Below are 25,228 nucleotides of genomic sequence, written 5' to 3' on the forward strand. Positions count from 1 at the left end.
CCCCCGGACGACGGCGGGATCCTGCGTGTCATCGGCGCCGTTGCGGAAGGCGCGGCCGATGTCCACGGCGCTGACCGTCGCGACCGCCCGGACCCGCGGATCCGTGGCGGCGGCGGGGACGGCGTAGCCGCCGGACGCGCAGATCCCGAGCACGCCGATCCGGCCGCCCGTCTCCGGCCGGGCCGCGAGGAAGGAGACGGCGGCGCGGATGTCCTCCACACGCTGCGCCGGGTCCTCGAGGTTGCGGCGTGAGCCGCCGCTCTCGCCCTGGTGGGCGGCGTCGAACGTCAGCGCCGCGAACCCGCGGTCGGCGAGCAGACCGGCGTAGAGGCCGGCGGCCTGCTCCTTCACCCCACTGGCCGGATGACCGACGACGACGGCCGCGAGCCGGTCCCCGTCCGGCAGGTACAGGTGGGCGGCCAGGTCGATCCCGTTGCTCGCGAAGGTCACGTCGTGTCGCATGCCGTCGACGATCACCGCTCCGCCGGGCCGCGACCAGGCCGGAACCGTGCCGGGGAAGGATCCTGCCTCCCCACGACGGCCGCGTCCGCGACCAGAATGGAGGCATGGGTGACGCGGTCGGGGACTTCCTGCGTGCTCGCCGGGGCGAGCTGTCGCCGGACTCGGTGGGCCTGCCCGGCCGCGATGGTCCGCGCCGGGTCGCCGGCCTGCGCCGCGAGGAGGTCGCCCAGCTCGCGTCGATCAGCGTCGACTACTACACGCGCCTCGAACAGGGCCGGGTCCCGGCGTCCGCCTCGGTCCTCGAGACCCTCGCCCGCGCCCTGCGGCTGGACGAGGACCAGCGCACCTACCTGTCCCGCCTCGCCGGGACGGTTCCCGCGCCGGCGCGGCGCCGCGCGTCGGAGAAGCCGCGCCCGGCCATGCTCCGCCTCCTCGAGCAGCTCTCGATCACCCCCGCCCTCGTCCTCGGCCGGCACCTCGACGTCCTCGCCTGGAATGCCGCCGCGAGCGCCCTCTACACCGACTTCGGCGCCGTTCCCGCCGGCCACCGCAACTACGTCCGCCTGCTCTTCGACGACCCCGCCGTGCGGGCCCTGCACACGGACTGGGAGGGCGCCGCCGCCACCGGCGTCGCGGCCCTGCGGATGGAGGCCGCCCGCGACCCCGACGACGCCCGCCTGGCCGCCCTGGTCGGGGACCTGTCCGTCCGGCACCCGGATTTCCGCAGGTGGTGGGCATCGTCGCGGGTCGTCGCCGGGTCGGGCGGCACCAAGAACTTCCGCCATCCCCTCGTCGGCGACCTGACCCTGGACTGCGACATGTGGGGCGACCCGGCGGGCGGTCTCCAACGCCTGATGGTCCTCACCGCGGACCGCGGACCGCGGCACCCCGACCCACGAAGCCCTGCTCCTCCTCGCCTCCTGGACCAGCGCACCGGCCGGACACCCCTGACCGGCGAGCACCGGATGCCGGCCCTCGTCCGGGAGGAGACCCGGCGCTCGGCCCACCACGAGTGGCCCGCCCGGTATCCGAGCGAGATGGCGGATGTCCCGGAACGCGCCGACCCGACATTGTGGACCCGGAAGGTCAGCCCGGGTCCGAAGGAGCGCGATCATGGTCAGTCCGACTGTCACCCCGGAGGGCCGGCGATGAGCGTCCGCCATGCCCGGTCGGTCGGCGCCACACCCGTCCCGGCCGCGATGCGCCATGCCTGGATCGCCGTCCTGGTGGTCGGCGCGGTGCTCTTCGTCGCCGTCGAGCGCACCCTCGTCGCGACCCAGAACCCGAACTTCGTGCCGTCGGCGATCCTGCTCGGCGCGGCCGTGGTCCCCGTCGCGTTCCTGACCTTCGTCTACGGGCGCCGCCTGCCCTACGACGTCGGCACGGGCACCGTCGCCCTCGCCGCGCTGGTCGGCGGGGTGATCGGCACCGTCGTCGCCGGCACGCTGGAGTACGACGCCCAGCACGACCTCGGTGTCCTGCCCATGATCGGCGTCGGGCTGATCGAGGAGCTCAGCAAGCTCGTCGTGCCCGCCGTCCTGCTGCTGGTCGTGCGGCGCTACCGCACCGGACCGGACGGGCTGCTGATCGGCGTCGCGTCCGGCGCGGGCTTCGCCGCCCTGGAGACCATGGGCTACGCCTTCACCACCCTGCTGACCTCGAAGGGCAGCATCACCGACACCGTGGACGTCCTGATGCTGCGCGGCGTCATGAGCCCCGCCGGCCACATGGCCTGGACGGGCATCGCCGCGGCCGCCCTGTACGCCGCGGCGGAGGCGGGCTGGACCGGCCGGGCGTTCGGCCGCTTCGCGCTGGTGTTCGTCGTGGCCGTCGGCCTGCACACCGCGTGGGACAGCGTGTCGTCGCTGGTCGGCACGGCGGTCGTGGCCGTCGTCTCGCTGGTGGCCCTCGGCTGGACCGTGCACCGGATGGTGCACGCGAGGGCCGCGCGACCGCACCCCGTCGCCTGACGATGGCCGGGGCCCGCCGGTGGCTGCGCCGGGTCGGAGTGCTCGCGGTGCTCGCGCTGTTCACCGTCGAGCTCGTGCTGGGCTGGCCGTCGCTCGTGTCCGCGATCGAACAGCTCCGCGCACCGCGCCTGGACTGGGTCGCCGCCGCGGTGGCGGCCGAGCTGGGCGTCATGGGTGCGTACGCGCGGATGCAGCGTCACCTGCTGTTCTCCGCCGGGGTGCGGGTGCCGCTCCACAAGCACCTCGCGCTGGCGTACGCGGCCCACTCGCTGAGCGTGACGCTCCCCGGCGGGCCCGCGTTCTCGACCCGCTACAACTTCCGGCAGATGGTCCGGTTCGGGGCGAGCCCGGCCGTCGCCGCCTGGTGCGTGGCGCTGTCGGCGATCCTGTCGGCACTCGCGCTGGGGATCGTCACGGCGGTCGGGGTGTTCGCCGCCGGCGGCGCCGTCGGCTGGACCTCGCTCGTCGCGCTCGCGGTGGTGGCGGTGCTCGTCGTCGTCGGGGTGCGCCATCTCGCCCACGATCCCGCGGCGCTCGAACGGGTGGGCGGCGTCGCGCTCGCGAGGCTGAACCGCCTGCGCCACAAGCCACCCGAGCAGGGCATCGACCGCATCCACGCCTTCGAGGACCAGCTCGGAGCGGCCCGCCTCACACCGGGCCACGGCACCGCCGCGGTGCTGTACGCCCTGCTCAACTGGATCCTCGACGCCGCCTGCCTCTGGATGTGCGCCCGGGCCGTCGCCGACGTCCCCCTCGACCCGAAGCAGGTCCTCCTGGCCTACTGCGCCGGCATGGCCGCGGGCTCGCTGACGATCGTGCCCGCGGGGCTGGGGATCATCGACAGCGCCCTGGTCCTCGGCCTCGTCGCCGCGGGCGCCCCCGCCCCGACGGCCATCGCGTCCGTCGTCCTGTACCGGATCATCAGCTTCGGGTTCGTCATCGGGACCGGCTGGGTGGTGTGGCTGCTGGTGCGCCGCCACGTCCGGCGGGAGGGCCGACCGGCCGACGACCCGGGGTAGCCCGGCGGTGTACGCAGGGCGCCCGTCCGCCGCTCTACCCAGACGTGAACCAGCTGGTGGTCAGGGGTCGGGTGCTGCCGATGGCGGCCGGGCAGGGCGCCTTCCCGGGTGCCGTGTGGCTCGAGGACGGGCTCGTCGCCGCCGTGACCCGGGGCGCCGACCCCGGCCCGCCCGGCTTCACCACGGCGCCGGTGGTCGACGTCGGGGACTCGCTGGTGCTCCCCGGCCTGATCGACCTGCACAACCATCTCGCCTACGACACGCTGCCACTGTGGACCGTGCCCGGCCGGACCACCCCGTTCGCGCACCACGACTCCTGGCCGCGGGCGGCGAACTACGCCCCGGAGATCACCTGGCCCGCGTCGGCCCTGGTCACCGCGTGTCCCGAGGAGCTCCTGGCCCGGGTCGAGGTCGGCGCGCTCGTCGGCGGCACGACGACGGTCCAGGGCTCACCGCCGAAGAACCGGCCGCTCGACGGCTGGCTCGTGCGCAACGCCGAGGACGAGACCTTCGGGATCCCCGGCGGCGCGTCGTTCGTGTTCGCCTCGGTGCTCCAGCTCGACGCCCAGACCCTCGCCTCCCGCGCGACCGCGATGGCGCAGGGCTCGACCTTCGTCTACCACTGCGCCGAGGGGGCGCCGGGCAGCCTCGTGCGCCGCGAGTTCACCGACGCGAAGGCGGCCGGCTGCCTGCGGCCCGGGTTCGTCGCGGTGCACGCCAACGCGATCGGGGCCGCCGACTTCGCGGGCTGGGCGGATCCCGGCGCGATCGTCTGGTCGCCGTTCTCCAACCTCTGGCTCTACGGCGAGACCACCGACGTGCCGGCGGCCCGCGCGGCCGGGATCGGGATCTGCCTCGGCGCCGACTGGGCACCGTCGGGCACCCGGCACGTGCTCGGCGAGCTCAAGGTGGCGCGGGTCGTCTCCGACGACCGCGGCTGGGGTCTGACGGACGAGGACCTGGTCGCGATGGTCACGAGCACCCCCGGCGACGTCCTGGCCCGCTCCTGGCCGCGTGCCGTCGGGCGCCTGGTCGAGGGCGCGCTCGGAGACGTCCTGGTGCTGCGTGCCGACCCCGGCACGGATCCGTTCACGGCGGTCGTCGACGCCACGGAGCGCGACGTGGAGCTGGTGGTGATCGACGGCCGCCCCCGCTACGGCCTCGCCGACCGGATGCGGGCGGCCGATGCCGATCCGGTGACCCCGATCGAGGTCGCCGGCCAGGACCGGCTGCTCTGTCTGGTGCGCCCGGACGAGCCGGGCACCGGCTGGGAGTGGGCGGACGTCCTGGCGCGGCTCGAGGCGGTCCGCGCGGACCCGGCGGGGGAGATCGCCGCCGCGGACCAGGCTTCCGCAGGCCCCGGCGGATTCCCGCCGTTGCGCCTGCGCCTGGACATGCCGACCGGCGAGGGGCCGACGGCGGGTCTTCCGGAGGACCTGAGCCACGTGGTCGTCCCGGCGATCGTGCCGCTGGTCCACGACGACGCCTGGCTCGACGCCGTCGCGGCCGGCGGTTTCCACGGCGGCCTGCTCACCCGCCTCGACCACTGGTACCGGCCGTGAGACCCCGCGAGATCGCGGCGGCCCAGCGCGGCGTCCCGTTCTCCGCCGGCGGCCCGCCCGTCCCGGCTCTCGACGGCGCGCAGCGCCAGCAGGTGGTCGACGTCCTCACCGACGTGCTCGGCGGCGTCTATGCGCACCTCCCCGCGAAGCGGGCCGCCTACGCGACCGATCCGGTACAGGCACTGGTCCTGCTGCGGCGCAAAGCCGGAACGCTGTCCGATGCGGACTTCCACCTCGCGCTCACCGGGATCGTCGGCACGCTGCGCGATGCGCACACCCGCTACACCGGCCCCGCTCCGACTCATGGCCAGGTGGCGGCGCTGCCCTTCCTCGTCGAGCAGTACCGCGACGCGTCGGGCCCGGCGTACCTGGTCACGAAGGTCGCCGACGACGTGGCGGCGCTGGATCCGGACTTCGTCGCGGGGGTGCGGCCGGTCTGGTGGAACGGCGTGCCGTTCGATCGCGCCGTCGAGATCTACGCGGACCGCGAGACCGGGGGCAGGCCGGACGCCCGGCGCGCGCGGGCGCTGCAGTCGCTCACCTTCCGGGCGCTCGACCACGCACCGCCGCCGGACGAGCACTGGGTACGCATCGGCTACCGGACCCGCCGCGGTTCCCTGCGGGAGGTGAAGCTCGACTGGCGGCTGGTCGCCCCGGAGGTCGCCGCCGGAGCGGTCACCCCGGCGGCCTCCGAGGGGCTGCGGCTGGCCGTGGATCCCGGCGCCGAGGCGGTGCGCCGGGCGAAGAAGCTGCTGTTCGCGGGCGCGCTCTGGGCGGCCGACCGGGCCGACGACCCGGCCCGGCGGGCGATCGCCCCCGCCTCCGCCGTCGGGGACCCCATCGAGACGCCCTACCAGGACTTCCTGTCCGCGCAGGTCGTCCGGATCCGCCGCCGCACGGTCGGCTACCTGCGCATCTGGTCGTTCAACCTGCGGGCGATCGACCCCTTCCTCGACGAGGTCGGCCGGCTGCTCGACCTCCTGCCCCACGACGGGCTCGTGGTCGACCTGCGCGGCAACCCGGGCGGGGCGGTGTGGGCGGCGGAGCGGCTGCTGCAGTCCTTCGGCGACGGGCCGATCGTGCCCACCCGGTTCGCGTTCCTGGCCTCGCCGCTGACCCGCGCGATGGCCCGCAGCGACGCGAACCAGGCCGAGTGCGCCGAATGGCTGCCGTCGTTGGAGGACGCGATCGCCACCGGCGAGCTGTGGGCCCAGCCCCGGCCCCTCACCCCGGTCGGCTGGTGCAACGACCGCGGCCGCCGCTACCCGGGACCGGCGGTCGCCGTCGTGGACCCGAACACGTACTCGTCCGGCGACCTGTTCGCCGCCGGCTGGGTGGACAACGGGATCGGCCCGCTGGTGACGGTCGGGCAGGCCACCGGCGGGGGCGGGGCCAACGTGTGGACCGCCGCGCAGCTGCGCGGCGCCCTCGACGGCACCGGCCACGACCAGGGGGCGCTGCCCGGCGGCACCTCCTACACGGTCGCGATCCGCCGGGCCGTCCGGTCCGGGCTGGGGGACGGGATCCCGATCGAGGACCTCGGCGTCGCGGGCACCCCGGCCACCACCTACGCGATGACCGCCCGCGATCTCCTGCACAACAACCACGATCTGCTGGCCTTCTGCGGGGGCCTGCTCGCCGACCTCCGGAGTCCAGGGAGCACGCCATGACCGAGTTCGATCCCGGCCCGCCCGCGGCGATCGCCGCGCACCTCGACACCATGCCGAGCTGGGCCGATCATCGCGAGCTCTTCTGGTACGACTGGGGCCCCGTCCACTACCGCGGCCGCCTCGACGGCAGCGCCCGGCTGCTGTGCGTCGCGTCGGATCCCGGTCCCACCGAACGGATCGCCTGCCGCACCCTCGTCGGCGATGCGGGACAACGGGTCCAGGGCTTCCTGCGCAAGGTCGGTCTCACCCGCAGCTACCTCGCGGTGAACGCGTTCGCCCTGGCCCTGCGCCCGTCGCAGGCCGACGAGGCGGGCCCGCTGCTCGCCGAGCCGGCGCGGCGGACCTGGTGGGCGGGGCTGGTCGACGCCGCGACGGGTCCGGCGCTGGAGGCCGTCGTCGCGTTCGGGGCGCAGGCCCAGCACGCGGTCTCGCTCTGGGACAGCCGCCCCGCGGTGCCGCTGTTCGAGGTGCCGCACCCGTCGAGCCGGGATCCCGAGCGGCTCGCGACCGAATGGGCCGGGGCCGTCACCGAACTGCGCGACATCCTCACCCCGGACCCCGACGGCGACGTGACCGGCGCGAACTACGGCGCCACCCTCGTCGAGGCCGACTACGCCCCGATCCCGCCGCGTGACCTCCCCTACGGCCTCCCCGCCTGGTTCGGCGACGACGCCTGGGGCCGGGCGGCCACGCCGCGGCACAACAACAGCGTCGCCCGCCCGAGCGCCGACTCCCTCCACTCCCTGCTGTGGCAGGCCCCGCCCGACCAGCCCTGAGCGGGGGCCGCTTGACCTTCCCTGCTCCACGACCCAGAGTCTGTCTCCTGTCGATGACGAATGTCTTGTAGGAGAGATATGAAGGTCGCCTTGGTGACGGGTGGGGGTTCCGGGATCGGGGCCGCGGTGGTGCGGTCCCTGGCTGCGGAGGGGGCGAGGGTCGCGGTGGTGGACCGCGACCTCGCCCGGGCGGAGGAGGTGGCCGGCGACCTCCCGCACGCCGTCGCGGTGGCGGCCGACGTGGCCGATCCCGACCAGGCCCGGCGGATGGTGGCCGCCGCGGTCGAGGCGTTCGGGAGCCTGGACGTCGCGGTGAACTGTGCCGGGGTGGGTGCGGGCGGCACGGCCCCGACGGCCGAGATCGAGCCGGAGACCTGGGCGGCGGTGCGCTCGGTCAACCTCGACGGCGTCTTCTTCAGCATGCGGGCGGAGATCCCGGCGATCCTCGCGGCGGGCGGGGGTGCGATCGTCACCGTCGCGTCGATCATGGGGCTCGTCGCGCACACCGGGTCGGCGGCGTACGTCGCGGCGAAGCACGGGGTCCTCGGGCTCACGAAGGCGGCCGCGCTCGACTACGCGACGCACGGCATCCGGATCAACGCCGTCGCCCCGGGTTACGTGCGCACGCCCCTGCTCGGCTCGCAGTCCGACGAGTACCTCGGTGCCCTGGCGGAGCGGCATCCGGTGCAGCGCATCGCGACCCCGGAGGAGGTCGCCGCCGTGGTGGCCTTCCTCTGCGGAGCGGGCGCGGGCTTCGTCACCGGCGCCTGTTACCCCGTCGACGGCGGGTACACGGCCCGATGAGCGCGCGGACGTGGCTGATCACGGGATGCTCCTCCGGCCTCGGCCGGGCACTGGCGTCCACAGTGTTGTCCACAGGGGACAACGTAGTGGCGACGGCCCGGGACGCCGGCGCCGTCCGGGATCTCGGCGGCCTGGCCCTCTCGCTCGACGTGACGGTGCCGGAGCAGGTCCGCGCGGCCGTCGCCGCGGCCGAGTCCGAGTTCGGCGGGGTTGACGTGCTCGTCAACAACGCGGGCTACAGCTACCGCGCCGCAACCGAGGAGGGCGACGACGCGGACGTCCGACGGCTGTTCGACACGAACTACTTCGGGGCCGTCGACCTCGTCCGGGCCGTGCTGCCGGGGATGCGGGCGCGGCGCTCGGGCGCGGTCGTCGCCATCTCGTCGATCGCCACCCGGGCCGGCCTGCCCGGAGGCGGCTACTACGCGGCGACGAAGGCCGCCGTCGACGCGATGATGAGTTCCCTGCGCGCGGAGGTCGCCCCGCTCGGGATCACCGCCATGACGGTCGTCCCGGGCGCCTTCCGCACCGACTTCGCGGGCCGCTCGCTGGTCCAGGCCCCGCGCGAGATCGCCGACTACGCGGCCACGGCGGGTCTGCGCCGCAAGGAGAACGACACCTCGCACGGCACCCAGCCGGGCGATCCGGCCCGCGCGGCCGCGGCGATCCTCGCGACGCTCGGCAGCGCCGAGCCCCCCGCGGTGCTGGTCCTCGGCGCCGACGCCCGCGGGCTCGCCGAGCGCGATCTCGACTCCCGGCGGGAGCTGCTCCGCGTCGCCGAGAGGTACTCCACGGAGTTCTGAGCTGTCTGCTGGACGATATGGGTGTCTTGACAACGCGACGGCTGCGGGGCAGATTCGACGGGTACCCAGCGCACGCGGTGAGCAGGTGCTGCGCCGATGGCGTTTCAACGGAGAGGGAGCCATGGATCGCTGTCCCGTCGTGTCGTTCGACCACAACTCGGCCGCCCACGCGTCGGATCCTGCGGGTGACTACCGTCGTCTGCGGGCCGAGGCGGCCGTCGGGTACACCGAGGCGCACGGCGGCTACTGGATCCTGGCGGACTACGCGAGCGTGTTCGACGCGGCCCGGGACGACTCCGTGTTCTCCTCCCGGCGCTCGGAGCACGGTGGCACCGGCCTGTCGGTCCTGATCCCGAAGACGCCGTCGCCGCGGCACATCCCCATCGAGATGGACCCGCCGGAGTTCCGGGGCTACCGCAGGATCGTCAACGAGATCGCCTCGCCGTCCGCGGTCGCGAAACTGAAGCCGATGATCGCCGGCTACGTCACCCGCTTCGTCGACGGCGTGATCGAGGCGGGCGAGTGCGACTTCGGCCAGCTCGTGAAGGTCCCGGCGGTGGTGACGGTCGACTGGCTCGGCCTCCCGCTGAGCCACTGGGAGCGGTTCGCCTTCGCCCACCACACCGTGGTCGCCGAGGTGGCCGGCAGCCCGAACTACCGGCAGGCCACCGAGGTCGACTTCCCCGAGCTGCACGCCCTGATCCGCGCCACGATCGCCGAGCGGCGGGCCGACCCCGGCGACGACCTCATCTCCTGGTTCGTGCGGCAGGAGGTCCCGGCCGAGGACGGCACCGTCCGCGTGCTCGACGACGACGAGGTGTTCGGCATCGTCGATCTCCTGCTCGCCGGCGGGGTCGACACCACGGCCTCGCTGGTCGGCCAGACCCTGGTGTGGCTCGACCGGCACCACGACGTCCGGCAGCGGCTGATCGACGAGCCGGAGCTCCTGCCGCGCGCGATCGAGGAGTTCCTGCGCTTCTTCGCCCCCGCCCCCGCGCTGGCCCGGACGATCGCGAAGGACGCGCCTTTCCACGGCTGCACGCTCAAGGAGGGGGATCGCGCGCTGCTGGCGTGGGCGTCGGCGAACCGTGATCCCGCCCAGTTCGAGAACCCGGACACCCTCGACATCGACCGCTGGCCCAACCGGCACCTGTCGTTCGGGCTCGGGGTGCACCGGTGCGTGGGTTCGCACCTCGGCCGCGCGATGGCGCAGCAGCTGCTCGGGGAGGTGCTGCGCCGCATGCCGGACTACCGGATCGACCACGACGGCGTCGTCGCCTATCCGCAGCAGGGCAGCTCCGCCGGCTTCGGCGTCATCCCCGCGACCTTCACCCCCGGTGCCCGCGAGGGCGCCTGACCCAGCAAGGAGATCCACAGTGGGCAAGTTGACCGGCAAGGTCGCCGTCATCACCGGCGCGGCCCGGGGGCAGGGCCGCAGCCACGCGCTGCGGTTGGCGTCGGAGGGCGCGGACATCATCGCCCTCGACGTGTGCGAGGACATCGCGAGCACCAGCTACACGGGGTCCACGGCCGACGATCTCGCCGAGACGGCCGCGGAGATCGAGAAGCTGGACCGCCGGGTGGTCACCGCCAAGGCGGACGTGCGGAACTACGAGCAGCTCGACACCGCCATCGGCAAGGGCGTCTCCGAGCTCGGGCGCCTGGACATCGTGTGCGCCAACGCCGGGATCCTCTCGATGGGGCAGCTCCACGACCTCACCGAGGACTCCTGGCTCGAGATGATCGACATCAACCTCAACGGCGTGTGGCGCACGACGAAGGCGGCCACCCCGCACCTGATCGAGAGCGGCGGGGGCGGCTCGATCATCATCACGGCGTCGGGCGCGGCGCTGCACGGGGTGCAGAACATCGGCCACTACGTCGCGGCCAAGACCGGCGTCATCGGCCTGATGCGCACCCTGTCGATCGAGCTGGCGCCGCACCGGATCCGTGCCAACGCGATCAGCCCGACCAACGTCAACAGCGACATGATCCAGAACGACGCGTTGTACAGGCTGTACCTGCCCCACATCGAGAACCCCACGCGCGAGCAGTTCGCCGAGGCCGTGTCGACCACGCACCCGATGGGCATCCCGTGGGTCGAGCCGGCGGACGTCAGCGCCGTGGTGGCCTTCCTGGCCTCGGACGAGTCCCGCTACATCACCGGCATGCAGGTCCCGATCATGGCGGGTCGGGACTGCTGATGGCCCCGACCACCACGGCGCGGCTCGCCGGCAAGGTCGCGCTGGTCACCGGCGCGGCCCGCGGGCAGGGGCGCAGCCACGCGGTGCGGTTCGCCGAGGAGGGTGCCGACGTCGTGGCGATCGACCTCGAGCACGGCATCGGCTCGGTGCGCTATCCCCTCGGCACGCCGGCCGAGCTGGAGGAGACCGCCGCGCAGGTCCGGGCCCTGGGGCGCCGGGTGGTCACGGCGATCGCGGACGTGCGGGACGAGAAGCAGCTGACCGTCGCCGTGGACGCGGCCGTCGCCGAGCTCGGCGGGCTGGACGTGGTGTGCGCCAATGCCGGCATCACCTCGGCAGCCCCGGCGACGGCGATGACGGCCGAGCAGTGGCGGGACGTGCTCGACGTCAACCTCACCGGCGTCTTCCACACCGTCCGGGTCGCCGTGCCGCACCTGAGGGCCGCCGGCGGGGGCTCGGTCGTGATCGTCAACTCGGCCGCGGGGCTGCGCGCCTACCGCAACCTCGCGCACTACACCGCGGCCAAGCACGGCCTCGTCGGGCTGATGCGGAACCTGGCGCTGGAGCTCGGCGAGGACTGGATCCGGGTGAACAGCGTGCACCCCACCGGCGTCGACACCCCGATGATGCTGAACGACGACGCGCTGCGGCTCTACCGCCCGGACCTGGAGAACCCCACCCGGGACGACGTCGCGCCGGTGTTCAGCGGGGTGCACGCCCTGCCGGTGCCGTGGGTCGAGCCCGTCGACGTGAGCAACGCGGTGGTGTTCCTGGCCTCGGACGAGGCCCGCTACATCACCGGCGCGAGCCTCCCGGTCGACGCCGGCCGGGGCCTGACCTGAGGAGGAGCCGATGAGCTTCCGAGTGCACGTCGATCCCAAGGTCTGCCAGGGCCACGGCAACTGCGCGCTGTCCGCGCCGGACCTGTTCCTGATCGACGACGAGGGCTTCGCCCACGTGGAGAACGACACCGTGCCCGACGGCGACGCCGACCGGGCGCGACTGGGCGCGGGCGGCTGTCCCGAACGCGCCATCACCACCGACTGAGGAGGACGCTCGTGATCGACCTGTTCGTCGACGCGCTGGACAGGGCCGGGGTGCACCATCTGGTGTCGGTGGCCAACGGCGAGAGCGCACCGCTCTACTTCCGGCTCAAGGACGACCCGCGTTTCACCGTGATCGACGCCTGTCGCGAGGGCGAGGCCGTCGCGATCGCGTGCGGGCTGCACCTCGGCGGGCGCCGCGCGCTGCTCAGCATGGAGAACTTCGGCCTGTACGAGTGCCTGGACACGTTGCGCGCCATGCCGATCGACGCGCGCATCCCGATCCCGGTGCTCGTCGGCTACACCGCCCGCCCGGCCGAGGGCCACGTCGACTTCTGGAACGGCCGCTTCGGCAACATCGCGAGCCAGGCCATGCTCGCCGGCCACTGGACCGAGCCGCTGCTCGAGCGCCTCGACCAGCCCTACGCCGTCGTCGACAAGGCGGAGCCGGAGCACGTGATCGAGAAGCAGCTGCAGGCCGCGCTCACCGCGGACGTGCCGTCCTACCTCCTCGTCCAGAGCTTCTAGGAGATCCCGTGAGCCTCACCGACTTCCTGGCCCAGCTCGCCGGCGCGCGCGGCGAGCACGACGTCGTCCTCGCGACCATGACCCCGGCCTTCCTGTGGCCGACGGTGTCCACCTCGGACCTCGACTACTGCTACGTCGCCCCGATGGGCTCCGTCGGCCCGCTCGGGCTGGGTCTCGCGCTGGCGCAGCCGGACCGGCGCGTCATCGTGATCGACGGCGACGGATCGCTGCTGATGAACCTCGGCGCGCTGGTCACCATCGGCGCCCAGGCCCCGGCGAACCTGGTGCACGTCGTCGTGGACAACGACGGCTACGCGATCACCGGTGGGCAGCCGCTGCCCGGCCGCGGCGGCCCGCAGATCCGCGACCTGGCCGCCGCGGCGGACTACCGCGAGGTGCACGAGATCGCCGATCCCGGCGCGCTGAGCAGCACCGACGTCGAGCGGATCCGGACCGTCCCGGGCCCGGTCCTGCTCACCGCCCACGTCGAGACGGTCTACGACCGCTCGACGCTGCCCGACCTCACCCACTCCGCGAAGGCCCTTGCCACCCAGGGTCCCGCGGGGTACCACAACCTGCGTGCCGCGCTGACGGCCTGAGGGAGCACCACGTGACCACCAAGCACGACGTCGCGATCGTCGGCGCCGGGTTCGCCGGGATGTACCTGCTGCACCGGCTCCGCGAGGCCGGGTTCGCGGCCCACGTGTACGAGGCGGCCGACGACGTCGGCGGCACCTGGTTCTGGAACCGCTACCCGGGCGCCCGCTGCGACAGCGAGAGCATGCAGTACTCGTACTCCTTCTCCCGCGAGCTCGAGCAGGAGTGGGAGTGGAGCGAGCGCTTCGCCACGCAGCCGGAGATCCTGCGCTACCTCTCCCACGTGGCGGAGCGGTTCGACCTGCGCCGCGACATCACGTTCGGCGCCACCGTCGCCTCGGCGACCTCGCACGCCGGCGGCTGGACGGTGGAGCTGGAGAGCGGCGAGCGGGTCGAGGCACAGCACGTGGTGCTGGCGACGGGCTGCCTGTCGACCTCGCGCACCCCGGACTTCCCGGGCCTGGAGAACTTCGCCGGCACCGTCCTGCACACCGGCGACTGGCCGCACGAGCCGGTCGACCTGGCGGGCAGGCGGATAGGGGTGATCGGCACCGGGTCCTCGGGGGTGCAGGCGATCCCGCTGCTGGCGGCGCAGGCCGAGAGCCTCACGGTGTTCCAGCGCACGCCGAACTTCACGCTGCCGGCGCGCAACGCCCCGCTCGATCCCGTGGCCGTCGCGGAGCACAAGGGCCGCTACCCGCAGCTGCGGGACCAGCAGCGCCGCAGCGCCACCGGCACGCTGCGCACGGTCCGGCCGGACTCCGCCCTCGACGTCGACGACGACGAGCGCGCCTCCCGCTACGAGCGCGGCTGGCGCCTCGGCGGCAACGCCATCTTCGAGAGCTTCGACGACCTCTCCGTCAACGCCGCCTCCAACGACACCCTCGCGGAGTTCCTGCGCGGCAAGATCCGCGAGATCGTCCGCGACGAGCAGGCCGTCACGGCGCTGACCGCCCAGGACTATCCGGTGGGCGCCAAGCGGATCTGCATCGGCACGGACTACTACGAGACGTACAACCGGGACAACGTCGCGCTCGTCGACCTGCGGGCGGAGCCGATCGAGGCCGTCACCGCCACGGGCCTGCGGACGAGCGAGGGCGAGTACGAGCTCGACGTCCTGGTGCTCGCCACCGGCTTCGACGCGATGACGGGCAGCATCCTGCGCATCGACGTGCGGGGCACGGACGGGCGGAGCCTGCGCGAGGACTGGTCGGCAGGCCCGCACACCTACCTCGGCCTCGCGATGCACGGCTACCCGAACCTGTTCACCGTGACCGGGCCCGGCAGCCCGTCCGTGCTGGGCAACGTCGTGGTGTCCATCGAGCAGCACGTCGAGTGGATCTCCGAGCACCTGGTCCACCTGCGCGACCACGGGTTGACGCGCAGCGAGGCCCGCCTCGACGACCAGGAGCGCTGGGTCGCCCAGGTGAACGAGGTGGCCTCGCAGACCCTGATGACCAAGGCGGCGTCCTGGTACATGGGCGCCAACGTGCCGGGCAAGCCCCAGGTCTTCATGCCCTACGCCGGCGGCTTCGCCGAGTACCGGCGGATCTGCGACGAGGAGACGGCGGCCGGCTACTCCGGCTTCCGACTGAGCTGAGACAGGGGCGGGGCCGACCGGCCCCGCCCCTCAGGCCACGGTGAGCGCGAAGCCCCGGGGCAGCCGCCCGCCCGCCCGCTGGGTGGCCCGGGCGCAGGTCTCCAACAGAGCCGGGACCACCGAGGGCAGGTCCCGCTGGCGCAGTGAGCCGAGATCCCCGTAGAGGTTGAGGGACATGGCCACCTGGCCGTCGGCGCCGAACACCGGGCCGATCACGGAGTTGACGGGCGCGGCCTCGTCCTCGAGCAGCGCCGGCAGGTTGCGGATCTTGTCGGCGACGATCATCGCCACCTCCATGACCCGGCCGTCGTGGCGCTGGTCCCGGGTCGCCCGGCGCAGCGCCGACTCCAGGTCGAGATGGAGGTCGTGCTCGCCGCCGAGCGAGAAGCCCCTGGCGCGCAACGTCGTCAGGGCGCTCAGGTAGTCCGAGCGGTCCCCGCCGAACTCGGCCTGCATGGCGGCGATCCAGGCGTCCATCTCGTCGCCCTCCGCCCACGCCTTGAAGATCGTGCCCACCGGCGGCACCAGCGGCACCCGGGTACCGATGCGCATGTAGAGGTGCGCAGGCTGGGAGTTGCCCAGCATGTCGAGCACCACGAGGTCCTCGCCGTCGCGCGCGATCGCGGCGCAGCTCAGGCCGGTGGCGGCGACCAGCCTCACGATCTCCTCGCGGCCGTGGACGAACTGCGGGAACTGGCGGGCGAACGCGTGCCCGAGCCGCACGAACCCGCCGCCGATGGAGTAGCGCAGCGCCTCGTCGCGGCGGACGAGGTCGTAGGTCGCCATCGTGGTCAGCGTCGAGGACACGGTGGCCTTGTGGATGCCCGTCGCCCGGGCGATGTCGCTGAGGGTCAGGGGCTCCGTGGTGTGCCGGCGCAGCACCTCGAGGATCTGCATGGTGCGATCGAGCGCGGGAACCGCGGTGGGCATCTGTCTCCTCGGAAAGTTCTCAGTCTCGTATTCGAGACACCTGAGTGTCAGGGTGCGATCCCGCTGCGTCAAGGGCCGTCATCACCGCGCCGTCATCACCGCGCCGTCATCACCGCGCCGCCATCAGCGCGGCCGCGGCCAGCACCTCCTCCGTCGCCCGGGCCGCGGCCGGCACCACTGCGGTGTAGCGCAGGAAGCCGTGGACGAGCGAGGGGAACCGGAGGAGCTGCACCCGCACCCCGGCGGAGCTCAGTGCCTCGGCATAGGCCACGTCCTCGTCGTGCAGGGGATCGTGGCCCGCGGCGACGACGACCGCGGGCGGCAGGCCGGTCAGGTCCGCCGCGCGGAGCGGGGAGACCGCGGGGTCCGAGCGGTCCGCGGGCCCGTACGTGCGGAACAGGAACTCCATCTCGTCGACGCCGAGCACCAGGCCGACCCGGGTCCGGTACGACTCCCGCGTGAAGTCGTGGTCGACCACCGGATAGACCAGCAGCTGGCCACGGATCTCCAGGTCACGGCAGAGTCGCTGGGCCACGACGGCGGCGAGGTTCCCGCCCGCGCTGTCCCCGGCCACGATCACGGAGCGCCCCGCGCAGCCCCGTACGGCCCGCTCGGCGTCCTCGACCGCCGCCGGGAACGGGTGCTCGGGCGCCAGTCGGTAGTCGACGCTGCGGACCTCGCAGTGCAGCCGCTCGGCGAGCAGCCGGCAGAAGGGATCCAGGTAGTCCAGGTCGCCGACCGTCCAACCGCCGCCGTGGAACCACACGAGGACGAGGTCCGGGCGCGCGTGCGCGGGCAGGTAGCGGCGGATCGGGGGCTCGCCGCCCCGGCCCGGGTCGTCGACGACGGTGGCGAGCGCGGGGCCGGGAGCGCAGGCCCCTCCGCCGGCCCGGACCCGGGCGCGCGCCTCCGCCGGGGTCAGGGCGCTGAGCGGGGCCGCGCCCGAGGTCCTGACCTGCTCCAGCAGGGCGGCGAAGTCCGGATCCAGGCCGGGGTGGCGGTCGAGCAGGGTGGCCGGTGACGGCTCCGTCATGGTTCTCCTCCAACTTTCTGTCGTCTCCCACTAGATAATGCTGTCTCTCATGTGAGACGGTCTACCCCCGGATCGTCGCTGTCGGGGTCGACGTTCCATCCCGTTCCCCTCCGGTCCCGCCGAACTCGAGCCGGACCCCGGACCCATACGAACTCACGACATACGACGGCAAAGGAGCGGTCGACGGTGAACACGACCGGCAAGTTCGGCAGGGCGTCCGCGCTACCACGGTCCCTGCGCGTCCTGGCGGGGGCCGCCGCCGTGGCGCTCTCCGTCGCGGCCTGCGGCGGCGGTGGCGGCGCCGCCTCCACCTCGGGGACCGGTGGCGTGTGGCACGTCGGGGGATCGATGATCCTCTCCGGTGCCGCGGCGTCCTACGGCTCCAACATGGCGGGCGGCATGCTCGCCTACTTCGAGGACGTCAACGCCAAGGGTGGCGTGGCGGGCAGGAAGATCCAGCTCGACCAGGCCGACGGCGGGCTCGTCGCCGCCCAGACCATCCAGAGCATCAAGCAGCTCTCCCAGCAGAACGACGCGATCGTGATCGGCGGTCTGCTGCCGTCGAGCGCGGTGCTCAACGCCAAGTCCGCGATCGAGCAGGCCAAGGTCCCGGTGCTCCTCGGATCGCCGGTCACCTCGATGGTCCGCCCGGCGATGGACTACGTCTACGGCGGCGGTGCGCCGCTGTTCGGCGACGAGGCGTTCATGCAGGCGGACTTCGCCAAGGCCAAGCTCATCCAGCCCGGACAGGCCCCGCGCGTCGCGTTCGTCTACCAGATCTCCGCCGAGTCGCAGCTCTGGGCGGACAACATCCAGAAGCTGGCCGCCCAGAACGGCTGGAACGTCGTCGGCGTCGAGTCCTACCAGGTCGGCACCACGGACTTCGCCGCGCAGGCCGCCAAGATCGGCGCCGCGAAGCCCGACATCATCTTCGGGGCGTTCGACCAGTCGAACTTCGCGTTCATCAAGGCGCTCATGGCCTCGAACGTCACCGCGCCGCTCGTCGCCAACCAGGGCGGACCGCACGCGGACCAGATGCAGCAGCTGAACTACCCCGCCCTCTACGTCGGCCGCCAGATCGTCTACCCGACCGGTGACGAGCCGGCCGTGACCGCGTACCGCGACCTGGTGAAGAAGTACGCCCCGCAGGCCGACGTCCAGTCGCACATCACCCAGTACGGCTACCTCCAGGCGAAGATCATCGTGGGCGCGCTGCAGAAGTGCGGCAACGACTGCACCCCGGCGAAGATGAACGACACGCTCAAGTCGACGACCTCGATCGACACCGGCGGCTTCACCTTCACCCCGATCACCTACTCGGCGCAGTCGACCCAGGGTCTGGACAGCGAGAAGTTCTACACCTGGGACAAGGCCTCCCAGCAGGTGAAGCTCCTGCCCGAGTCCTACACCTACAAGGGCCAGGCGAGCTGACCCGTGGGCACCCTCGGAGCCGCCCTGAACGGGGTCCTGCTGCTCTCGGCGATCTACGCCCTGCTCAGCCTCGGCCTGGTGCTGATCTTCCGGGCGACCCGGGTGCTGAACTTCGCGGCCGGGGCGATCGGCCTGGTGGGCGCGTACCTGGTCTACGAGCTCTCGACGATCTTCGGGAGCTTCTATCCGGCCCTGGTCGTCGGCATCGTCGTCGCGATCGCGTTCGGTGCGCTGATCTACCTCGGGGTGCTGTCCCCGATCAGCGGCGCGCGGGCCAGCATCGGCGCCTCGACGGACGTCGGTGTGGTGCTCGGCACGATCATCCTGGCCGAGCTCCTGATCGCCGCGGTCCCGTTCTTCGCGGGATCGCGGGGCCGCCCGGTCGACGTCCCCCTGCCGGCCTGGCAGTGGAGCGCGGGCGGGCTCACGATCAGCAGCCTCCAGATCGTCGCGTTCGTGCTGATGATCGCCGTCGTGGTGGGGGTGGCGGTGGGCCTCAGGCGCTCACCGCTGGGCCTGCGGATGCGGGCGGCCGCGGACTCCCCGCGGCTGGCCCGCCTCAACGGGATCAGCACCCGCGAGGTCGCCACGGTGACCTGGGCGCTGTCGGCGCTGGTGAGCATGCTCGGCGTGCTGCTCTACGCCACCTCGACGGACCTGCAGCCCGCGAGCGCCGCGGGTCTCGGGGCGGCGCTGTTCCCGGCCCTGCTGCTGGGCGGCCTCGACAGCATCGGCGGCTGCATCCTGGGCTCGATCGTGCTCGCGCTCGTCCAGTCGTTCTCCGCGGTGTACCTCGGCGGCGAGTGGATGGCGGTGTCGCCCTACATCTTCCTGCTGCTGGTGCTCATCGTCCGGCCGCAGGGCTTCTTCGGCAAAGCGGAGTTCAGCCGGCTATGAGCATCCTGCAGAACCTCAAGCGCCGTCCCGCGCAGACCAGCCGGTCGGTGCGCCGCACGTCGCTCGTCCTCGTCGCCGTGCTCGCGCTCTACGCGCTGCTCGCCGCCGTCGGGGCGGTCGACGGGGCCTACCTCGGCCAGGGCGCGGTCGTCCTGATCGCCGCGTTCGGCGCCTACGGCCTCAACCTGATCACCGGGTACGCCGGGCTCGCCTCGATCGGCAACGCCGGCTTCATGGCGATCGGCGGCATCATCGGCTGGTCCGTCCTGGAGTCGACCGGCAGCTTCGAGCTCGCGCTCCTGCTGGGTGGTGTCGCGGGACTGGTGTCCGGCGGGATCGTCGGCGCGATCGCGTTGCGCTGGCACGGTTTCTACCTCGTCCTCGCGACGCTGGCCGTGCAGGCGATCGTGGTCTTCGTCCTGCAGGAGATCCAGCTCGCGCCGGGGAGCGAGTACCTGGCGGGCTTCACCTTCGGCCCGATGACGTTCTTCGGCGTCGACCTGTTCGACGACACCACGTGGACGGTCCTGCTGGCCGTGCTGCTCGCCGTCGTCGTCCTGCTCATCGCCGGGCTGGTCGACGGCCGGTTCGGCCGGGCCTGGATGGCCATCCGGGAGAACGAGCGGGCGGCGGACGTCTGCGGCATCAACGTCGTGTGGATGAAGATCCTGACCTTCGCCATCGGCTCCGCGATCATCGCCTTCGGCGGGGTCCTGGCCGCGGCGTACGCGGGCTCGATGTCCTACGAGAGCTTCACCCTCGAGGTGTCGACGTCGTTCGTCGCGATGATCATCGTCGGCGGGCTGGGGAGCATGGCGGGTCCGCTGCTGGGCGCACTCGTGGTGCGGCTCATCCCGTACGTCATCCAGTCCAACGGCAACACCGAGGTCGGCCGCGCCCTCAATGACATCAACGGCGGCACCGGGCTGCCCTTCCTGCAGACGATCCTCTACTGCGCGATCGTGCTGGCGTTCCTGGTCTTCGAGCCGATGGGCCTGGCGAACCTGGGCAACCGCCTCCGGGGGCTGCTGGCGCGCAGGCGGCGACCGGGTGGCGGCGACTCGGGCGGCGGGGATCCCGGCGGGGGACCGCCGGTGCCCGAACCGCCTCGCAACGATCCCGAACCCGTCGGGGCCGAGAGGAGCCGGGCGTGACCGTCACCGAAGCCACGACGGGGGTGCGCAGCCTCGAGGTCCGCGACCTCGTCGTCTCCTACCTCAACGGCCCCACCGCGGTCCGCGGAGCAGGGCTCTCGGCGCAGCCCGGCACCGTCGTCGCCCTCGTCGGGCCGAACGGGGCCGGCAAGACGACGCTGCTGCAGGCGATCGCCGGTCGCGAGCGGCGCACCGCCGCCCGGCTCGTGGGCGGCTCGGTGCGGCTCGGCGAGCGCGAGCTCTTCGGGCTGCCCACGGAGAAGGTCGCCCGCGCCGGGATCGCGATGATCCCGGACCGCGACAAGGTCTTCGGCGATCTCACCGTGGACGAGCAGATGCGGCTGGCGCTGCGCTTCCTGCCGCGCGGCGACCGGGCGAACTCCCGCACCGAGGTGCTGGAGGCGTTCCCGCGGGTCGCCGGGTGGCTGGAGCGCAAGGGCGCGCAGCTGTCCGGTGGCGAGCGGCAGCTCGTCGCCATGGCGGTGGCGCTGTGCCGGCGTCCGGCCGTCCTGTTGATCGACGAGATGTCCCAGGGTCTCTCGCCCGCGGCCGTGGTGATGGTGGGGGAGGCGCTCACCGAGCTCCGCACCCGCAACCTGGCCGTGGTGCTGGTGGAGCAGACCGCCTCGGTCGCCGAGCGCGTCTCGGACCGGGTGCTGGGATTCGTCCGCGGCGAGGTCGTGGACGCCGACTCCCCGGAGGTGCACGCGGATGGGCACTGAGACAACGGCCCTTGTCATCGACGACGTCGAGGTCGCCTTCGGCGCGGTCAAGGCGGTCAACGGGGCGTCGTTCCGCCTGCGGGGCACCGAGATCCTCGGGCTCCTCGGTCAGAACGGCGCCGGGAAGACCACGCTGCTCAACGCCGTGTCCCGCTCCGTGCGGCACACCCGCGGCCACATCGAGGTCCTCGGGCGGGACGTGGAGCAGCTGAAGCCGTACGAGGTCACGCGGCTCGGCGTCTCCCGCACGTTCCAGTCCGTGGCCGTGTTCGGGCAGCTCGACGCCATGCAGGTCGGCCTGCTCGGGACGGACTTCCTCGGGAAGGCCACCGTGGTCGAGCACGCGCTGCGGCTACCGAGGGCGCGCCGCGACGAGCGGGAGGCCACGGAACGGGTCCGCGAGGCCCTGGACTTCGTCGGCTTCCGGGCGCCGGTGGACCGCCGCCTCGGCGAGCTGTCCTACGGGCAGGCCAAGCTGGCCGACCTCGCCCGGGCGGTGTCCGGCCGGCCGCGGCTCATGTTGCTCGACGAACCCGCCGCCGGCCTGAACCTGGGCGAGCGCGGCGTGATCGCCGAGGCGATCGAGAAGGTGCACTCGGAGCTCGACGTGCCGGTGGTCGTCATCGAGCACGACATCGAGCTCATGCGCCGGCTCTGCCACCGCACGGTCGTGATGGACAGCGGCCGGGTGATCGGCGACGGCCCGCTCGACGAGCTCCTCGCCCGCCCCGAGGTCAGCGCCAGCCTCCTGGGCCGCGCCCCCGCCGCCTGAACCCTGTGAGTGGCGGCCGGGGGACGGCAGCCGGCGGGGCGGGTGAGCGGAGGCGCCAGAGCGACCATTGCCGCTCACGGGGTCTACAGGTCGGCCAGGATGCGCCGGAGGCGGTCGCGGGCGCGGTCGGCGACGCCCGGGCCGACGGGGAGGTAGAGGCGGTCGGCCTCGATTCCGGCCATCAGCTCCTCGGCGGCCTGCTCCGCGGTGATCGAGGGCAGGGAGTCCTCGGTGAACGCCGGGTCCAGCGGGGTGACCTCGGTCGATCCACCGTCGTACTGCGCGGGGCGGTTGCGGCCGGCGTCGCGGATCCGGGTGCCGACGGGGCCGGGGCAGAAGATCGTGGTGCGGACGCCGGGAGCGACCGTGCGCAGCTCGTGGTCCAGCCACTCCGACATGCCCAGGACCGCGTGCTTGGTGGCCGCGTAGGGGGTGATGCCGCCGCCGAGCAGACCGAGTGCGGTGACCGACGACGTGGTGACGACGTGCCCGCGCCCGGCCTGCACCAGGTGCGGCACGAACGCCCGGACGGTGTGCAGCGCACCCAGATAGTTGACGTCGGTGATCCACCGCCAGTCCTGTTCGGACTGTTCCCAGGTGTAGGCCCGCGGGCCGTTCACCCCGGCGTTGGCCATCACCAGGTCCACCCGGCCGTGCCGGGCCACCACGTCGTCGGCGAGTGACGCCAGCTGCCCGAAGTCCCGCACGTCGACCTCGGCGGTCTCCACGCCCGGGATCCCCAGCGCCTCGAGGGCCTGCTTCTCGACGTCCGCCGCCACGACGGTGAGCCCGCGCGCGGCCAGGGCCGCCACCACGGCGCGCCCGATCCCGCTCGCGGCGCCCGTGACCACCGCGACCTGGCCGGATTCCAGCTTCATGACGGTCCTCCACTGCTGACGTAGCTGCCGGACTGGGCGCGCACCACGATGCGGCCCTCGGCCTCGAGATCGCGCAGGGCCCGGCGGACGTGCGCGCGGCCGACCCGGAACCGGGCGGCGAGGGTGCGTTCGGCGGGGAGCCGGTCGCCGGGGGTCCGCTCGCGCAGCAGGCCGTCGAGCTGGTCGCGGATCCCGGTGCCGACCGGGCCGACCGGGCGGAGCCCGGTCACGGTGCCGTGGGCGCCGGGAGGCCCCACCGGGCGAGGGTCTCTGCCGGGGATCCGGGCTCCTGCACCCCGAACGGGGTGCGGCCGAGCCGCGGGGCCGGGGACGGCTGGGGCCCGTCCGGGGCGTCGAGGAACGAGCGCCGCGAGCGCATGTGCTCGTCCGCCACGGCCTCGTCCAGCCCCAGCACGGGGGTGACACAGGCGTCCATCGGATCGAAGACGTCGGTCCACTCGGCCCGGGTGCGCCGGGCGAACGCCTGCGCCACGGTCTTCTTCATCTCCGGCCACTGCGCACGGTCCCACTGGTCGGGGAGATCGGCCGGATCGAGACCCAGACCGTCGAGCAACCGTGCCCAGAACTGCGGCTCGATGCTGCCGACGGCCATGTACTCGCCGTCCGCGCAGGCGTAGACGTCGTAGAACGGGGCGCCGGTGTCCAGCTCGTTGCGGCCCGGCTCGCCCGGCCAGCGACCCTGGGCCCGACGCGACCACAGGCCCGTCATGAGCAGCCCGACGCCGTCGACCATGGCCGCGTCGACCACCTGGCCCTGCTCCTGGCGCAGCGCGGCGAGGATGCCGAAGGCCAGCATCATCCCGCCGCCGCCGTAGTCCGCCACGATGTTCACCGGCGGCACCGGCGCCTCGCCGGCGCGGGCGAACGAGCGCAGCGCACCCGTGAGACCGATGTAGTTGATGTCGTGCCCGGCCTGCTGGGCGCGCGGGCCGTCCTGGCCCCAGCCGGTCATCCGGCCGTAGACCAGCCGCGGGTTCACCGCGTGCGCGTCGGCGGGGCCGAGGCCGAGGCGCTCCATCACGCCCGGGCGGTAGCCCTCGATGAGCACGTCGGCGCGGGCGATGATCGCGAGTGCCTCGGCGCGGCCCTCGTCGGACTTGAGGTCGACGTGGTGCAGCGGGCGGCCGCGGGTCAGCGCGCCGATGTCGATGGGCGGTCGCGGGCGGTCGATCCGCAGGACGTCGGCACCCGCGTCCGCGAGCAGCATCGCGGCGAACGGGCCGGGGCCCAGCCCGGCGAACTCGACGACCTTCAGGCCGGTCAGGGGCCCGGGTAACGGGGTGCGGGACGGGTCGGGGGACGTGCTGGGTAACGAGCCTGCGGACACGATGGCTCCCTTCGGCGGTGCACCGTCGGCCCGCCCCGGTGAGGAATTGTCGTGTCAGTGATACTGCCGTCTCGTAGAAAAGACAAGTGTCGGGCAGGGGACGACCCCGGAGGATCGGGCCGTGTCTCAGACCAGGTGGAGGCCGAAGCCGTCCGGCAGCCGCCCGCCGGCGAGCTGGGTCACCCGGGCACAGGTCTCCAGCAGGCGCGGCGTGATCCGGTCCAGGTCGCGCTGGCGCACGGAACCGAGCTCGCCGTAGAGGTTCAGGGTCATGGTGACCTGGCCGTCCGGGCCGAAGACGGGCCCGATCACGGAGTTGACCGGTTCGTCGCCGTCCGCCGCCGTGCTGTAGTTGCGGATCTTGTCGGCGACGATCAGGGCCACCTCGAGCACCCGGTCGTCGGCCTGGCGCGCGGTCGCGCGGCTGACCTCTTCGAGCTGTAGCTGCAGGTCGTGCTCACCGCCGAGGGAGAAGCCGCGGGCGCGCAGCGCCGACACCGCGCCGAGATAGACATCCCGGTCGCCGCCGAACCCGGCCTGCATGCGGTCGATCCAGTCGCCGAGCTCCTCCGGGCCCGCCCAGGCCTTGAAGATCGTGCCGACCGGCGGCACGAGCGGCACCCGCTGCCCGGTCCGCATCTGCAGGTGGGCGGGCTGGGTGTTGCCGAGCATGTCCAGGATGACGAGGTCCTCGCCCTCCCGGACGATCACCGCACAGCTCAGGCCGCTGCGGGCGGCGAGGCGGACCATCTCCTCGCGGCCCCGGACGAAGCCCGGGTAGCGCCGGGCGTACGCGTGCGACAGGCCCACGAACCGGCTGCCGATCGTGTAGCGCCGGGACTCGTCCCGGTGGACCATCCCGTAGCTCTCGAGCGTGTTCAGCGTCGACGCGCAGGTGGCCTTGTGGATGCCGGTCGCCCGCGCGACGTCGCTGAGCGTCAGCGGATCGAGCGGGCGGTCGCCCAGCAGGTCGAGGATCTGGACCGTCCGGTCCAGCGCGGGAACCGCAGTCGGCATGGGTGGGC

General features: G+C 73.2%; 26 protein-coding genes. 19 read left to right on the top strand and 7 right to left on the bottom strand.

What is annotated here, in order from left to right; all coding sequences use genetic code 11:
• Positions 1-462 (bottom strand): alpha/beta hydrolase (locus tag ABD324_RS09405; protein WP_344414612.1); only part of this gene is annotated, 462 nt, incomplete at its 3' end.
• Positions 463-566: 104 nt separating this feature from the next.
• Between ABD324_RS09405 and ABD324_RS09410 the strand changes: the two genes are divergently transcribed.
• The 14 genes from ABD324_RS09410 to ABD324_RS09475 all read left to right on the top strand — a co-directional run bounded on the left by ABD324_RS09410 (position 567) and on the right by ABD324_RS09475 (position 15,038).
• Positions 567-2,432 (top strand): MmyB family transcriptional regulator, encoded by a 1,866-nt coding sequence (locus ABD324_RS09410; RefSeq protein WP_344414614.1) that lies wholly within the window; start codon positions 567-569, stop codon positions 2,430-2,432.
• Positions 2,433-2,434: 2 nt separating this feature from the next.
• Complete coding sequence (locus tag ABD324_RS09415; protein ID WP_344414616.1) at positions 2,435-3,451, top strand: lysylphosphatidylglycerol synthase transmembrane domain-containing protein; 1,017 nt, start codon at positions 2,435-2,437, stop codon at positions 3,449-3,451.
• 44 nt (positions 3,452-3,495) lie between these two features.
• A complete protein-coding gene (locus ABD324_RS09420) occupies positions 3,496-5,013 on the top strand; it encodes an amidohydrolase family protein (protein WP_344414618.1) in 1,518 nt (505 codons plus the stop codon).
• Positions 5,010-6,683: a S41 family peptidase gene (locus ABD324_RS09425; RefSeq protein ID WP_344414620.1), complete on the top strand. Its 1,674-nt coding sequence runs from the start codon at positions 5,010-5,012 to the stop codon at positions 6,681-6,683. Before ABD324_RS09420 ends, ABD324_RS09425 begins: the two co-directional genes overlap by 4 nt.
• Positions 6,680-7,459, top strand: a complete 780-nt coding sequence (locus tag ABD324_RS09430; protein WP_344414622.1) for a uracil-DNA glycosylase family protein — start codon at positions 6,680-6,682, stop codon at positions 7,457-7,459. Before ABD324_RS09425 ends, ABD324_RS09430 begins: the two co-directional genes overlap by 4 nt.
• Positions 7,460-7,537: 78 nt before the next feature.
• Positions 7,538-8,263 carry an SDR family NAD(P)-dependent oxidoreductase gene (locus ABD324_RS09435; protein ID WP_344414624.1) on the top strand — a complete coding sequence of 242 codons (726 nt, stop codon included), beginning with the start codon at positions 7,538-7,540 and terminating at the stop codon, positions 8,261-8,263.
• On the top strand, positions 8,260-9,066 hold the full coding sequence (locus ABD324_RS09440) for an oxidoreductase (protein WP_344414626.1): 807 nt from the start codon (positions 8,260-8,262) through the stop codon (positions 9,064-9,066). Before ABD324_RS09435 ends, ABD324_RS09440 begins: the two co-directional genes overlap by 4 nt.
• 121 nt (positions 9,067-9,187) lie before the next feature.
• Positions 9,188-10,423, top strand: coding sequence for a cytochrome P450 (locus tag ABD324_RS09445; protein ID WP_344414628.1), 1,236 nt, complete (start codon positions 9,188-9,190; stop codon positions 10,421-10,423).
• A gap of 19 nt (positions 10,424-10,442) precedes the next feature.
• Positions 10,443-11,270, top strand: a complete 828-nt coding sequence (locus ABD324_RS09450) for a mycofactocin-coupled SDR family oxidoreductase (RefSeq protein WP_344414630.1) — start codon at positions 10,443-10,445, stop codon at positions 11,268-11,270.
• Positions 11,270-12,112, top strand: coding sequence for a mycofactocin-coupled SDR family oxidoreductase (locus ABD324_RS09455; RefSeq protein ID WP_344414632.1), 843 nt, complete (start codon positions 11,270-11,272; stop codon positions 12,110-12,112). The genes ABD324_RS09450 and ABD324_RS09455 overlap by 1 nt, the downstream gene beginning before the upstream one ends.
• Before the next feature lie 10 nt (positions 12,113-12,122).
• Complete coding sequence (locus ABD324_RS09460; protein ID WP_344414634.1) at positions 12,123-12,317, top strand: ferredoxin; 195 nt, start codon at positions 12,123-12,125, stop codon at positions 12,315-12,317.
• Positions 12,318-12,328: 11 nt separating this feature from the next.
• A complete protein-coding gene (locus ABD324_RS09465) occupies positions 12,329-12,841 on the top strand; it encodes a hypothetical protein (RefSeq protein ID WP_344414636.1) in 513 nt (170 codons plus the stop codon).
• An 8-nt stretch (positions 12,842-12,849) separates the two neighbouring features.
• Positions 12,850-13,440, top strand: a complete 591-nt coding sequence (locus ABD324_RS09470; protein WP_344414638.1) for a thiamine pyrophosphate-dependent enzyme — start codon at positions 12,850-12,852, stop codon at positions 13,438-13,440.
• A gap of 11 nt (positions 13,441-13,451) precedes the next feature.
• On the top strand, positions 13,452-15,038 hold the full coding sequence (locus ABD324_RS09475; RefSeq protein WP_344414640.1) for a flavin-containing monooxygenase: 1,587 nt from the start codon (positions 13,452-13,454) through the stop codon (positions 15,036-15,038).
• Between the two features lie 30 nt (positions 15,039-15,068).
• On the opposite strand, the gene ABD324_RS09480 is transcribed toward ABD324_RS09475, so the two are convergent.
• On the bottom strand, positions 15,069-15,968 hold the full coding sequence (locus ABD324_RS09480) for an IclR family transcriptional regulator (protein ID WP_344414642.1): 900 nt from the start codon (positions 15,966-15,968) through the stop codon (positions 15,069-15,071).
• Between the two features lie 109 nt (positions 15,969-16,077).
• Positions 16,078-17,001, bottom strand: coding sequence for an alpha/beta hydrolase (locus tag ABD324_RS09485; RefSeq protein WP_344414644.1), 924 nt, complete (start codon positions 16,999-17,001; stop codon positions 16,078-16,080).
• A 186-nt stretch (positions 17,002-17,187) separates the two neighbouring features.
• On the opposite strand from ABD324_RS09485, the gene ABD324_RS09490 reads away from it, so the two are divergent.
• Genes ABD324_RS09490 through ABD324_RS09510 form a run of 5 tightly spaced genes read left to right on the top strand, consistent with a single transcriptional unit; the run spans position 17,188 to position 21,977 of the window.
• On the top strand, positions 17,188-18,432 hold the full coding sequence (locus tag ABD324_RS09490) for an ABC transporter substrate-binding protein (RefSeq protein ID WP_344414646.1): 1,245 nt from the start codon (positions 17,188-17,190) through the stop codon (positions 18,430-18,432).
• A 3-nt stretch (positions 18,433-18,435) separates the two neighbouring features.
• Positions 18,436-19,329 carry a branched-chain amino acid ABC transporter permease gene (locus tag ABD324_RS09495; protein WP_344414648.1) on the top strand — a complete coding sequence of 298 codons (894 nt, stop codon included), beginning with the start codon at positions 18,436-18,438 and terminating at the stop codon, positions 19,327-19,329.
• Entirely contained in the window at positions 19,326-20,483 is a 1,158-nt protein-coding gene (locus tag ABD324_RS09500; RefSeq protein ID WP_344414650.1) for a branched-chain amino acid ABC transporter permease, read from the top strand. The genes ABD324_RS09495 and ABD324_RS09500 overlap by 4 nt, the downstream gene beginning before the upstream one ends.
• A complete protein-coding gene (locus tag ABD324_RS09505; protein WP_344414652.1) occupies positions 20,480-21,205 on the top strand; it encodes an ABC transporter ATP-binding protein in 726 nt (241 codons plus the stop codon). The genes ABD324_RS09500 and ABD324_RS09505 overlap by 4 nt, the downstream gene beginning before the upstream one ends.
• Complete coding sequence (locus tag ABD324_RS09510; protein WP_344414654.1) at positions 21,195-21,977, top strand: ABC transporter ATP-binding protein; 783 nt, start codon at positions 21,195-21,197, stop codon at positions 21,975-21,977. Before ABD324_RS09505 ends, ABD324_RS09510 begins: the two co-directional genes overlap by 11 nt.
• An 83-nt stretch (positions 21,978-22,060) precedes the next feature.
• Here the strand turns inward: ABD324_RS09510 and ABD324_RS09515 are convergent, their stop codons facing one another.
• The 4 genes from ABD324_RS09515 to ABD324_RS09530 form a co-directional block, all read right to left on the bottom strand.
• Complete coding sequence (locus tag ABD324_RS09515; protein ID WP_344414656.1) at positions 22,061-22,855, bottom strand: SDR family NAD(P)-dependent oxidoreductase; 795 nt, start codon at positions 22,853-22,855, stop codon at positions 22,061-22,063.
• Complete coding sequence (locus tag ABD324_RS09520) at positions 22,852-23,112, bottom strand: winged helix-turn-helix domain-containing protein (RefSeq protein ID WP_344414658.1); 261 nt, start codon at positions 23,110-23,112, stop codon at positions 22,852-22,854. The genes ABD324_RS09515 and ABD324_RS09520 overlap by 4 nt, the downstream gene beginning before the upstream one ends.
• The gene (locus ABD324_RS09525) at positions 23,082-24,203 is read right to left on the bottom strand and encodes a CaiB/BaiF CoA transferase family protein (protein ID WP_344414659.1); all 1,122 of its coding nucleotides are present in this window, start codon (positions 24,201-24,203) and stop codon (positions 23,082-23,084) included. Before ABD324_RS09525 ends, ABD324_RS09520 begins: the two co-directional genes overlap by 31 nt.
• A 126-nt stretch (positions 24,204-24,329) precedes the next feature.
• The gene (locus ABD324_RS09530) at positions 24,330-25,220 is read right to left on the bottom strand and encodes an IclR family transcriptional regulator (protein ID WP_344414660.1); all 891 of its coding nucleotides are present in this window, start codon (positions 25,218-25,220) and stop codon (positions 24,330-24,332) included.
• Positions 25,221-25,228 lie beyond the last annotated feature (8 nt).

The organism is Pseudonocardia ailaonensis (genome assembly GCF_039531635.1).
Classification (GTDB): domain Bacteria; phylum Actinomycetota; class Actinomycetes; order Mycobacteriales; family Pseudonocardiaceae; genus Pseudonocardia; species Pseudonocardia ailaonensis.